Annotated in this window: 12 protein-coding genes and 5 tRNA genes; 14 read left to right on the forward strand and 3 right to left on the reverse strand. The window is 38.1% G+C overall.

Going from position 1 to position 11,881, the window contains the following annotated elements:
• Nucleotide 1: 1 nt before the first annotated feature.
• The 5 genes from ACLJX0_RS04175 to ACLJX0_RS04195 all read left to right on the forward strand — a co-directional run bounded on the left by ACLJX0_RS04175 (nucleotide 2) and on the right by ACLJX0_RS04195 (nucleotide 513).
• Nucleotides 2-77: transfer RNA gene (locus ACLJX0_RS04175), tRNA-Gly, on the forward strand.
• A gap of 33 nt (nucleotides 78-110) precedes the next feature.
• Nucleotides 111-186, forward strand: a tRNA-Gly gene (locus tag ACLJX0_RS04180).
• Between the two features lie 33 nt (nucleotides 187-219).
• Nucleotides 220-295 (forward strand) — tRNA-Gly (locus tag ACLJX0_RS04185).
• Between the two features lie 33 nt (nucleotides 296-328).
• Nucleotides 329-404 (forward strand) — tRNA-Gly (locus ACLJX0_RS04190).
• A gap of 33 nt (nucleotides 405-437) precedes the next feature.
• Nucleotides 438-513: transfer RNA gene (locus tag ACLJX0_RS04195), tRNA-Gly, on the forward strand.
• A 29-nt stretch (nucleotides 514-542) separates the two neighbouring features.
• Here ACLJX0_RS04195 and pepE read toward each other — a convergent pair.
• Entirely contained in the window at nucleotides 543-1,250 is a 708-nt protein-coding gene (gene pepE, locus ACLJX0_RS04200; RefSeq protein ID WP_410878727.1) for a dipeptidase PepE, read from the reverse strand.
• Nucleotides 1,251-1,410: 160 nt separating this feature from the next.
• On the opposite strand from pepE, the gene ACLJX0_RS04205 reads away from it, so the two are divergent.
• The 3 genes from ACLJX0_RS04205 to ACLJX0_RS04215 are packed head-to-tail and all read left to right on the forward strand — an operon-like array spanning nucleotide 1,411 to nucleotide 3,119.
• The gene (locus tag ACLJX0_RS04205) at nucleotides 1,411-2,211 is read left to right on the forward strand and encodes a hypothetical protein (protein ID WP_410878729.1); all 801 of its coding nucleotides are present in this window, start codon (nucleotides 1,411-1,413) and stop codon (nucleotides 2,209-2,211) included.
• Between the two features lie 39 nt (nucleotides 2,212-2,250).
• Nucleotides 2,251-2,550 (forward strand): twin-arginine translocase TatA/TatE family subunit, encoded by a 300-nt coding sequence (locus tag ACLJX0_RS04210; RefSeq protein ID WP_410878731.1) that lies wholly within the window; start codon nucleotides 2,251-2,253, stop codon nucleotides 2,548-2,550.
• The gene (locus tag ACLJX0_RS04215) at nucleotides 2,550-3,119 is read left to right on the forward strand and encodes a phosphatase PAP2 family protein (RefSeq protein WP_410878732.1); all 570 of its coding nucleotides are present in this window, start codon (nucleotides 2,550-2,552) and stop codon (nucleotides 3,117-3,119) included. Before ACLJX0_RS04210 ends, ACLJX0_RS04215 begins: the two co-directional genes overlap by 1 nt.
• Before the next feature lie 34 nt (nucleotides 3,120-3,153).
• Here ACLJX0_RS04215 and ACLJX0_RS04220 read toward each other — a convergent pair whose 3' ends face one another.
• Nucleotides 3,154-3,795: an O-methyltransferase gene (locus tag ACLJX0_RS04220; protein WP_410878734.1), complete on the reverse strand. Its 642-nt coding sequence runs from the start codon at nucleotides 3,793-3,795 to the stop codon at nucleotides 3,154-3,156.
• A 155-nt stretch (nucleotides 3,796-3,950) separates the two neighbouring features.
• Here ACLJX0_RS04220 and ACLJX0_RS04225 point away from each other — a divergent pair, with 155 nt between their 5' ends.
• From ACLJX0_RS04225 to ACLJX0_RS04245, 5 genes are all read left to right on the forward strand, one after another.
• Nucleotides 3,951-5,111, forward strand: coding sequence for a serine hydrolase domain-containing protein (locus ACLJX0_RS04225; protein WP_410878736.1), 1,161 nt, complete (start codon nucleotides 3,951-3,953; stop codon nucleotides 5,109-5,111).
• Between the two features lie 2 nt (nucleotides 5,112-5,113).
• Nucleotides 5,114-5,827 (forward strand): 3'-5' exonuclease, encoded by a 714-nt coding sequence (locus ACLJX0_RS04230; RefSeq protein WP_410878738.1) that lies wholly within the window; start codon nucleotides 5,114-5,116, stop codon nucleotides 5,825-5,827.
• A 467-nt stretch (nucleotides 5,828-6,294) separates the two neighbouring features.
• Complete coding sequence (locus ACLJX0_RS04235) at nucleotides 6,295-6,747, forward strand: osmotically inducible protein OsmC (RefSeq protein WP_410878740.1); 453 nt, start codon at nucleotides 6,295-6,297, stop codon at nucleotides 6,745-6,747.
• 123 nt (nucleotides 6,748-6,870) lie between these two features.
• The gene (locus tag ACLJX0_RS04240; RefSeq protein WP_410878742.1) at nucleotides 6,871-8,553 is read left to right on the forward strand and encodes an ABC transporter ATP-binding protein; all 1,683 of its coding nucleotides are present in this window, start codon (nucleotides 6,871-6,873) and stop codon (nucleotides 8,551-8,553) included.
• 453 nt (nucleotides 8,554-9,006) lie between these two features.
• Entirely contained in the window at nucleotides 9,007-9,795 is a 789-nt protein-coding gene (locus ACLJX0_RS04245; RefSeq protein WP_410878744.1) for a hypothetical protein, read from the forward strand.
• Between the two features lie 39 nt (nucleotides 9,796-9,834).
• Here the strand turns inward: ACLJX0_RS04245 and ACLJX0_RS04250 are convergent, their stop codons facing one another.
• Nucleotides 9,835-11,184: a saccharopine dehydrogenase family protein gene (locus ACLJX0_RS04250; RefSeq protein WP_410878746.1), complete on the reverse strand. Its 1,350-nt coding sequence runs from the start codon at nucleotides 11,182-11,184 to the stop codon at nucleotides 9,835-9,837.
• 234 nt (nucleotides 11,185-11,418) lie between these two features.
• Here ACLJX0_RS04250 and ACLJX0_RS04255 point away from each other — a divergent pair, with 234 nt between their 5' ends.
• Nucleotides 11,419-11,817: a DUF423 domain-containing protein gene (locus ACLJX0_RS04255; protein WP_410878748.1), complete on the forward strand. Its 399-nt coding sequence runs from the start codon at nucleotides 11,419-11,421 to the stop codon at nucleotides 11,815-11,817.
• Nucleotides 11,818-11,881 lie beyond the last annotated feature (64 nt).

The raw sequence follows: 11,881 nt of genomic DNA on the forward strand, positions 1-11,881 counted from the left end.
TGCGGAAGTAGCTCAGTTGGTAGAGCTCCAGCCTTCCAAGCTGGTTGTCGCGAGTTCGAGCCTCGTCTTCCGCTCCAAAACTTGATGAAAGTTTTCAAAGATCATCACCTGCGGAAGTAGCTCAGTTGGTAGAGCTCCAGCCTTCCAAGCTGGTTGTCGCGAGTTCGAGCCTCGTCTTCCGCTCCAAAACTTGATGAAAGTTTTTAAAGATCATCACCTGCGGAAGTAGCTCAGTTGGTAGAGCTCCAGCCTTCCAAGCTGGTTGTCGCGAGTTCGAGCCTCGTCTTCCGCTCCAAAACTTGATGAAAGTTTTCAAAGATCATCATCTGCGGAAGTAGCTCAGTTGGTAGAGCTCCAGCCTTCCAAGCTGGTTGTCGCGAGTTCGAGCCTCGTCTTCCGCTCCAAAACTTGATGAAAGTTTTCAAAGATCATCACCTGCGGAAGTAGCTCAGTTGGTAGAGCTCCAGCCTTCCAAGCTGGTTGTCGCGAGTTCGAGCCTCGTCTTCCGCTCCAAATAAAAAAGCCTGCATTTGCAGGCTTTTTTATTTTAACGTACTTAAGTCTGTATTAGGCTCCACTTCATAAGCGGCTTTGTTTTGCTCAAAGATGCGTGCAGGTAATGTGCCTTCCAGGACAATGCGATTTCCTGTTACCCTGAGCCAACTTCCTTCTCTCAATCCAACCACAGGTTGAGAATTGATCGTGTGAAATTCGTTAATTCTCGTTTCTCTTGTTTCGCCCATATGGGTAGATCCTTCGGTAGGATCCAAGTAATGGGGATTGATATTAAAAGGAACAAAACCAAAAGTTTTAAATGATGGAGGATAGGTAATCGGCATATCGTTAGTCGTTTCCATCGTTAAGCCGCAAATATTGCTCCCTGCACTACATCCTAAATAAGGGATTCCGTTGTTGATTGCCCTTTGAATAGTTCCGATCAAATCATGTGCATATAGCTGTTTAACTAACAAAAAGGTGTTTCCTCCTCCTGTGAAGATGCCATCGGCTTGTTCAATTGCTATTTTGGGATTGTCAAACTCATGCAGTCCTTTGACTTGTACGTCAATCGGTGCTAAGGCCTCGCGAACTTTGGCTGTGTAATCGTCATGACTAATCCCACTTGGGCGTGCATAAGGAATAAAAATTAAGGTTGATCCTGCTTTAAAATGTGTGGATAATGTCGGTAATAAGTATTCTAAATACCCCTGATTGTGTAGGGTAGAAGTGCTTGCTATAAGAATATTTTTCATGGTTGTTCAAATTAAGAAAAACAAAAATAAACTTTATTCACCAAATGAAAAAGATTGTTTGTAAGATGTGAATTTTATATTTAACATAACTTTACACGATTAAAATTTTGCCTTATACATTAATAAGATATTTTTACAGACTTCATTAATATATTAGTAGATGAAATTAGTTTTAACCTTTTTGTTGTTGATAATTGGAGTCGGAGTATTGGCTCAAGACCGTGTGGCTTTACATGGAAAAATCGTTTCGCGAAGTAAAAATCTCGAAGGAATTTACGTGTCCAATATCAACACAGGGGATGCGTTGCTAACAGAACCAGGAGGATATTTTTCCATTGATGCACAAGAGAACGATACGTTGATGTTTTCAGGTCCCTTGTTTATCGGTTATCGCTATGTATTGGATGATATTGACTTTAAACGCGACATTGTTTTGATTCCTTTGGAACCCAATGATCTTAATCGACAATTGAATGAAATTGTGATTACCCATATTTCTTCCGCTTCTCTGGGGCTAGTGCCTGCTGGAGCTCGCCGTTATACCCCTGCAGAACGCCGTTTATATACGGCAACTTCTGGATCGGGAATCATTCCAGTGAGTGCAATCGTCAACTGGATTAGTGGACGTACCGCTATGTTGAAAAAAGCCTTGAAATACGAAAAGCAAGAAATGCGCAAAGACAAGTTTTTACACGTGATGGATGATTATGTTCTAATTAAGGATTACAGTATTCCGAAAGACTATGTCGTAGGCTTTGCCTATTTTGTTTCCGATGATGATATAATGTCAGGGTATCTGAATGCCGGTATCGTGGATCGCGATAAAATCTCATCTCGAACAGGGGTATTAGCTTTGGAATTCTTGGAGTTGTTAGGGGATAAAATAAAAGAACAACCCCAACAAGATACTTTAACAGTGGAGGAAGTAAATTTAAACCAAGAGAAAGCAACTATAAAATAATAAACTTTGTAGATTTGTATCTTAACTAAAAATAGAGTTATGTTTGGAATAGGAGGAGGAGAACTGTTTTTTATCATTTTAGTCATTTTAATGCTTTTTGGTTCTGATAAAGTGCCAGAGATGGCTAGAGCCTTTGGTAAATTTATGGCACAGGTAAAAAATGCAACCAACGACATAAAGAGTGAAATCAATAGAAGTGCTGAGGAATCGGGCATCAAAAAAGATATTGAAGAAGCAATGGATATTGATATTAACCCAATCAAGGATATCCAGCAGGAAATTGAAAAGCAAAAGGAGGATATTGAAGATATTACAGGGCCAATTAAACGAAGAAATTAATGCTAGATCAACTGATACAGCTCGATAAGGAGTTGCTTATTTTTTTTAATGGATTGGGCAGTGAATCCTATGATCCATTTTGGTTGTTTATAACAAAACAATTCAATTGGATTCCCTTTTTTTTACTTCTTGTTTATTTGACGTATAAAAAGGTGTCGATTAAAAAATTGGGAGTTATTATTTTGGTATTGGCCGGATTAGTAACTTTTACAGATCAAATGACCAATGTGGTCAAATATGCTGTGGCTCGCCCTAGGCCGTGTAATACAGAAGATATTCAGGCGATGATTCGCATTGTCAAATGCAGCCCCTCACTGAGCTTTTTCTCTGGGCATGCCTCGAATTCAATGGCCAATATGTTGTTTATGTTTATGGTATTGAGACGCTATTACAAACACGCCTATTTGGTGTTTATCTTTCCTCTGATATTCGCTTACAGTAGAATCTATTTGACCATGCACTTTCCTTTTGATATCTTAGTAGGCTATTGTTTTGGCTTGTTGTCAGGAACACTATTCTACCAAATTTTCTTGTGGATTGAACGAAAATACAACGATAAATTAGTATAAGAAAAAGGGATTTGGCTCAACCAAATCCCTTTTTTTATCGGACTCTCGAAACGGTTAAGCCGTCGCGTATAGGCAATAGAATGGTTTCTACACGAGGGTCTTCTTTTAATAATTTGTTGTATTGATCTAAGGCAATTGTACTTTTATCATTGGCTTTGATTTCTTCAATTACTTTTCCAGACCACAAGACATTGTCAGATAAAATGATCCCTCCAGGATTCATCTTACCTATAACCAGTTCAAAGTAATTGCTGTAATTTTTCTTATCGGCATCAATAAAAACCAAATCGTACTTCTTGTCTAGTTCAGGGATAATATCCAAGGCACTTCCTACATGTTGGGTGATTTGTGTTCCATAAGGGGATAAATCGAAATATTTGCGCTGAAAATCGTATAATTCCTCATTGACATCAATGGTGTCTAGGGTTCCGTTGGGTTGTAATCCTTCAGCTAAGCTCAACGTAGCATAACCCGTAAAGGTCCCAATTTCTAAGATATGAATAGGACGAACTAGTTTGGCAATCATGCTTAAAAAACGCCCTTGAAAATGCCCACTTAACATACGGGGTTGTAGGACTTTTTGATGGGTCTCTTTGTCGAGTTGAGCTAATAACTCGGGTTCGTTTTCACTGTGATTAGCGGCGTAATCTTCTAGTTCTTTGGATATAAAGTGCATAGAAAAGGCGTATTTAAATTAAGAAAATCAAGTTGCAAAGATAAAAGCCTTTTTGCAATCCTCGACTACTTTATTGATTTTATAAGAATACAATCGAAATCCATCAAACAAGCAAAAAAAATGGTACATTTAACTACCAACAAGAATAAGAGGTTATGAAAATACTATGGAAATTCCTAAAAGGATTGATTATACTGATTGCTGGGATCGTGATTCTGGCTTATGTGTTTAAGGTGGATTATTTATTTACTGCAGTTCGCACCATTTATTTTAATGGCTATAAAACAGCGTTCTTAGATGATTACCACTATTTCCCCACCCGCGAAATTCCGACAGGCGTTCCACAACCTTGGCCTGTAGCAAAAGATTATAACTCCGTTGAACCTACGGCAGTTTTAGCCAAGACACATAAAGATTTGCAAACAATTGCATTTTTAATTATTAAAAATGATAGTGTGTGGCATGAAAGTTACTACGACGGCTATACCGCAGATAGTAAAACCAATTCTTTCTCCATGGCAAAGAGTGTGGTGTCTGCTGCTTTGGGTAAAGCGCTACAGCGAGGGGAGATTAAGAGCTTGGATGATAAGGTCATTCAATACCTACCTGAGTTAAAAGGAAAGTACAAAGACGAGGTAACGGTAGGCGATTTATCTTCCATGGCTTCAGGGTTGGATTGGGATGAAGGGTATTACAGTCCATTTTCTGTGGTGACCCAAGCGTATTTTGACAAGGATTTACGACGTGTGATGCTGGGCTTGGAGATTAAAGATCAACCGGGAAAAGAATTTATTTATAAGAGTGGTGATACGGAATTACTAACCATGGTGCTTGAAAAAGCAACAGGACAGACGCTTTCTGCTTATGTATCGGAGTATTTTTGGAAACCCATGGGAGCAGATAATGACGCCCTATGGCAAATCGATCACAAGGGGGATGGGATTGAAAAATCGTATTGCTGTTTTACGAGTGGCGCTCGAGACTTTGCGCGATTTGGAAAACTGTATAAAGATTTCGGGAAATGGGAGGGAGAACAAATGCTAGATAGTACTTTTATTGCAAAATCCATTGTCCCTCGATTTGAAGCAAGTCCAGAATATGGCTATGGCTGGTGGTTGAAAAACTATAAGGGACAAGATTTTTTCTATATGCGTGGACATTTAGGACAATTCACGATTGTATCTCCGAAAGACAATGTGATTATTGTTCGCTTAGGGCATATCAAAGGGCTACAAACGGAAGAAGATCCGCATAGTAATGATTTATACACTTATATTGACGAAGCATATGCCATGTTAGCCCAACGAAAAGAATAAAAATGTTAGAGCAAATAGACCTATCCAACGTACTGTTTTTAGATATAGAAACGGTTCCTCAAGAACCCGAATTTCAACAGCTAGCTGAGGAAGTTCAGATTTTATATGAAGAAAAAACGCGTTATCAACGCAAAGGAGAAATTCCTATAGAAGAATTTTATGCACAGGCTGGTATTTGGGCTGAATTTGGCAAGATTGTTTGTATTTCTGTAGGCTATTTTACGTATAAACGAGGGGATCGTCAATTTCGAACGACTTCCTATATTGGAGAAGAAGAACAAATTCTCCGTGATTTTTCCAATCTATTGGACAATCATTTTAGTCGCGCTAATCAGCTGTTGTGTGGCCATAATGCAAAGGAATTTGACTTTCCCTATATCGCCCGTCGGATGATTATTAACCGATTGAAAGTGCCTACTAAGCTGAATTTAATCGGAAAAAAGCCGTGGGAAGTGCCGCATTTGGACACCATGGAGTTGTGGAAGTTTGGGGATTATAAACACTACACTTCATTGAAGTTACTGGCCCATATTTTAGGAATTCCTTCGCCTAAAGAGGACATCAACGGAGCGGATGTCGCTCGGGTGTATTACCAAGAGCAAGACATTGAACGCATTGCACGCTATTGTGAAAAAGATGTGATTACGGTGGCGCAAATTTTCTTGCGCTTGCGAGGAGAAAATCTGTTGGAAATAGATGAAATTCAATCCGTCTAAAAAAAAGAGTTAAAAATATTGAAAAACTTGTTTTTTATAAAAAAATAATTTCTAGCTTTGTACGGAGTAAAAAACAGAAAAAAAGATACGATGTTAACAATTCAACCTAATTTTTATAAATCGATGTGGTGTTCAGCGCAAGAGGTGTATGGATTAGGATTGTTATTTTAAATCGTAAATAATAAGATATACATAAGCCTCTGTTTTAGTAACAGGGGCTTTTTTTTTTAAATTAAATCAAATGAGACAGCAATTTCAGTATCTATCGAACCCAATTTGTTTGATGTGGATGTTTAGTAAACATTCGCCTAGTCGCTCGTTACCAGAACTGAAGCTAATCTCTCTCGTTTTTTAAAGTAAAAATGATTAAGTGTAATATTTCAAGTCCTTTTGGTAACGTACGACGACCAAAAGGACTTTTTTTTTGAGGTAAAGTGTCGTGTTGAAAACAAAAAACAAAAAGCAAAATGAGTAAAAAAGTAGTAAAAGTCTTGGGCTTTTCAGTAAGAGAGAGTCAGCTGGCTATCAAAACGGCGAACTTCTCATTCACCGTAAAAGACGGAAAAGAATTAGTACGTGCGGCACAGGTGGATTCAGAAGAATTAATCCTAGCAAAATTGGCAGGAAGTATCCATGCCATTGGAAATCTATTGGGAACGACGTTAAATGTGGATTTGAAATCCATTCAGATTGAAGTCAGCGGAGTACTCAATGAAGTAGTAGAACAAAAACAGCTAGATGCTGGGGTGTTTAAAAAAATTGACGTGATTGTAAAACCTACATCCACGGCTTCGATTATTGTATTGAAGGAATGGATGGATGCCGTAAAACTAGCGTGTCCTGTGTTTGCTAATTTTAAGCAACAAACGTCAACGATTGTTACGTTAGTAAAGGAATATGATCATGTAAATGTGGCTTAATATGACAGACTGTAGCTTTTTAGTTGTGATTTAATGTACAGGCGATGGGAATCCTCCTTGAGCGTTGCATTAAATCACAATTAAATATCTTATTTTTGTTTTAGACACTTTACATTTTATTGTATGCCCACAGAACAGCCATTACTTACCGTTAAAAATCTCCGTATTAGCTTTGCGCAAAACAAAGAATGGAGAGCTATTGTGCAAGGCATTTCTTTTGATCTTCAAGCCAATCAAATTTTGGGTATTGTCGGTGAATCGGGATCGGGTAAGTCTGTGAGTTCTTTGGCTATTATGGGGTTACTCCCGCAAGATAAAAGTAAAATAGGAGGTAAAATTTGCTTTGAAGGAGTAGATATTGCAACGTATACTGAAAGAGAATACCGTCAATTGCGAGGCAATAAAATTGCGATGATTTTTCAGGAACCCATGAGCGCGTTAAATCCTTCTATGCGCTGTGGGCGTCAAGTAGAAGAAATGTTGGAGTTGCATACCGCTTTAAAAGGAAAAGCGCTGAAGAATCGCGTGTTGGAATTATTTAAACAGGTGAAGTTACCTTTTCCAGCAGAAGTCTATCGCAAATACCCCCATGAATTATCAGGTGGACAAAAGCAACGCGTGGTCATTGCGATGGCTCTTGCGTGTAAACCCGCACTCTTAATTGCGGACGAACCTACCACAGCACTAGATGTGACGGTTCAAAAAGAAATTATCCAGTTATTAAAAGCTCTACAGGCGGAAACCCAAATGGCGATGATTTTCATTTCCCATGATTTGGGACTAGTGTCCAGTATTGCCGATGAGGTGATGGTGATGTATCGGGGGCAAGTGGTTGAACAAGGACCTACGGCAGTTGTTTTTACTCAGCCCAAAGAACGCTATACTCAAGCACTATTGGCAGCGCGTCCTTCAAGTCAAGTTCGGTTGAAACGCTTGCCAACCATTCAAGATTTTGTAGAAAATCAGGTACCGACGGAAGTAGTTACCCCAGCAGAACGACAAGCTGCTCATAATCAGCTATATGCCCAAACACCACTTCTGGTGGTCAAAGATGTGGCGAAAGATTATATTTCTAGTGTTGGCTTATGGGGAAAAAAAGCCTTTCGCGCTTTGGATGCGATTAATTTCGAAGTTTACGAAGGAGAAACACTGGGATTAGTAGGCGAAAGTGGTTGCGGAAAATCGACCTTAGGGAATGCTATCTTGCAGCTGGATCCCGCATCTTCTGGCGCTATTTTTTATCAAGGACACGATATTACCCAACTCAAAGGCAAAGCCCTTCGAGCCTTGCGAAAAGATATTCAGATTATTTTTCAAGACCCTTTTTCTTCTTTAAATCCGAAGTTAACCGTGGGACAGGCGATTATGGAGCCCATGATGGTGCATGGTTTGTTTGGTAGTAAAAAAGAGAAAAAGCAAAAAGTATTGGAGCTGTTGCATCAAGTGGGTTTAACAGCGGAAGCTTTTGATCGATACCCACATGAATTTTCTGGTGGTCAACGCCAGCGTATCGGGATTGCGCGAACCATTGCTGTACATCCCAAACTAATTATATGCGATGAGTCTGTGTCCGCCTTGGATATCTCCGTTCAAGCGCAAGTCCTCAACTTGTTGAACGAACTCAAAGCCCAGTATCAATTTACCTATATCTTTATTTCCCATGATTTGGCTGTGGTTAAGTATATGTCTGATCAAGTTTTGGTCATGAATAAAGGGAAAGTAGAGGAAATGGGTGAAGCAGATGCGTTGTATGCACATCCTCAACAAGCGTACACGAAAAAGTTGATTGCTTCTATTTTGGAGTAGTTTACATTATTATTTACCTCCACAAATAATGCGTGGACTTGCTAACTTAGCATAAGATAAGGTACGAGTAGCGTGTTAACCTTGTTTCTAAGAAGGCTAGTTTTGTTTTTAGCTGTCTTATAGTAAAGAAAATCAGAAATTAATGAAAGTATTACCGTGCCGAGTAGCGGAAGTTCATGAAAAATAAATGGCGTTGTACCTGTTGAAAAATTATTTTTGGTGTGGTAGATGTGATTAAAAAACGACAATTAATCGGATAAGTTCTAAACTATAATTCACAATAGAAGGAGAGATTAAAATAGGAAGTGTTAAAGTTGTCTGTAAAGAGCAGTAGTTTGTATGTTTTTTAAACTTATATTTGTTTAAATTAACGTAACAAATATAGTGTTTCTTGTGAAAAAAAATAAATTCTTGTATCTTTTGCTGTTGTTTGCTTTGTGTATATCCTGTAACATGGATGATACCTATATTCCTTCATACATCCAAGTAAGTAAGGAGGAAAAACAACTGCTACAGGGCGATTGGAGATTGATTAATTATTCCAATACAGAAGAGGAGTCAATTGATTTGACTCGTAAGGGTCTTTTTGTGCGATATACCTTTACGATAGATGGAAGGGTAATCATTGTGAATGAGTCTGAAAAACCAGTGGGATCCACTAGTAATGCGTATTATTTAACAGCAAGTGGAACAATGGATTATGCGTTCGCCTACATTAAAAGCTGGGACGAAGAAGTAGCTAAGAAAGAGCGCTTACATTTTGAATCGTCCTATGATGGCAATCCGAATCTTCAATTTGACATGGAAATTACCAAAGATCAATTAGTCCTCACGCATTATAATGGAGATAAACTTGTATTTGAAAAAATGAAAGAAGGCGTAACCTACCTTAAAATTCCTGCAGAGACAAAAGCATTACTTATAGGCAAATGGCAATTACAAGAAATTTCTGATTTTACTGGGAGAAAAAGAGTATTAAATGAGAATGAGGTCGTAGAATATGATTTTGGTTATAATGAATGGTTAAGTGTTAACAATAAATCAGCCCAGAAGGATGGTGTCTTTGATCAATATATAAAAATGAGATTGTCGCCTTATTCTTATCGATTTGATTTTGAATGGGAAGAAAAAGAAGTACTATATATTGATGATCTAGGAAGCTATACCATGGGAATTTCTCAAAATCAGTTAATATTAGCTGTCTCGGATGGTGTGATACTTAAACTAAATCGTTTAAAATAACAAAAAAGTCTAAAGCATTGCTTTAGACTTTTTTCTGTATTAGAATCCTTGGTATTCTACTTCTTTTTCGTCGAAAACGATGCCATTTTCTTCTAGTTCTTTTAGAATTGGCGCATATACTTCCTCTTCAATCGGCATTTGTACGCCAGGAGTATTGATGATGCCTTTGACAATTTTTAAAGCTGCAATGGCTAGTGGTAAACCAACGGTTTTGGCCATAGCTGTATAGGTTTGGTCATCTCCGATACAAATCATTGTCGAGTCAATTTGTTTTTTTACTCCGTTTAATTCGTATCCAATTTTGTGATACATTACAATCATATCTTTGTCCTCTGGATCTAATGTCCAGCTATCCGCTAAGATTTTTTCTAAAATCTGTGCTGGAGTAGCGTCTTTTAATCCAATAATTTTATTCGGATTAAAAAGATCTAATTCCAGTAATTTTTCCCAAACAATATCATCTTGATCAATATTTAAGGCCAATCTCAATTTTGTCTCTACGGTATCTGTGGGATGGTAGGGTAAATATAAGTTGATAAACTCACGGTATGACATGGTCTCTGAGTGGTCAATCACATAGGAATCATCTGTAATTCCTAATTCAACAAACAAGTTCCATGCTCTAGAATACCCCACGCGACGAATCGTACCTCTAAAAATGGTTTTCGCCTCGTCCAGACCATAAATGCTTTGATATTTTAGGGAATCACGGTTGGCATAAGCTTCAAATTTGCCGTAACCTTCTACGTTTAAGAATTCCGTACGTCTGAATACTTTGTTGTATGGGATGTATTTGTATTGTCCTTCTTGGATAAATTTAGCCGCTCCACCTTGTCCAGCTAAAACCACATTACGCGGATTCCAAGTGAATTTGTAGTTCCATAGGTTGTTGTCTGATTCTGGAGCCATTAATCCTCCACAAAAAGATTCAAAAGAAATCACTTTTCCTCCTTTTGCTTTTACCTCGTGAATAATTTTCATGGCACTCATGTGATCAATACCTGGATCGAGTCCAATTTCGTTCATAAACACCAAGTTGTTCGCTTTTGCTTCTTCGTCTAAAGCGGCCATTGCTGGGCTTATGTAAGAAGCCGTGGCTAGGTGTTTTTTGAAGCGAATACAATCTTTGGCCAATTCAATATGCAACGCCGCTGGGAGCATTGAAATGACAATATCCGATTGTTGAACCAAGGCTTGTCTTTGTTCGGTATTAAATAAATCAAATTCCTTTGCGGTAGCATTGGGATGCCCCATAGCCTTTTTCTCTGCTAGTGCTAAAGATAAATCGCAAATGGTTAAATGAAGGTTTTCTGTCGTAGATTTCTCAAGTAAATACTTAATAAGTGAAGAGGCAGAACGGCCAGCGCCTACGATTGCTATTTCTTTCATTATTTTGTTTTTGGTTGTTTTACGAATTACGAAAGTAAGGAATTATATGATGGGAGGGATAATATTTTTGCTAAAAAAAGTTTCGATATGCTGGAGGAATAGTACTAAATAAACTACAATTTACGATATTGTTGATTTGATAGTCATGCCTTTAGAAGTATAGGGTATATATTAAATTTTGTGCATTCTTCTACGCTATGTAGTGGATAATTTGTATCTTCGAGGTAAAAATAAATGGGACGAAAAATTATTATAACTGCAACATTACTAGGGGCTTTAGGTATTGTCTTGGGGGCATTTGGGGCACATGGATTGAAAAAGATAGTCAGTGAAACGGCTGTTGCTTCGTATGAAGTAGGGGTTAGATACCAGATGTATCACGTCTTTTTTCTGCTATTTGTGGGACTAGTTCCATTTTTCTCAGATGCTGTGAAGAAGAGGATATTTATCTTAACCGTGATTGGGGTAACCTTATTTTCTGGGTCAATTTATCTGCTAACATTCAATGGATTGCCTGGATTTAATGTCAAATTTTTGGGGCCAATTACACCAATTGGAGGCGTTTTCATGATTATCGCTTGGGGGTATGCTGCAATTCAGACCCTTAAAACAGGAAAAAGCACGAAAATCTAGTTTTGTGTATCGTTATATTAAATTTATTTCTAAGTTTGCATATTAATTAAAAAGACAACATAAC

It is taken from the genome of Myroides sp. DW712 (genome assembly GCF_046557355.1).
Classification (GTDB): Bacteria; Bacteroidota; Bacteroidia; order Flavobacteriales; family Flavobacteriaceae; genus Flavobacterium.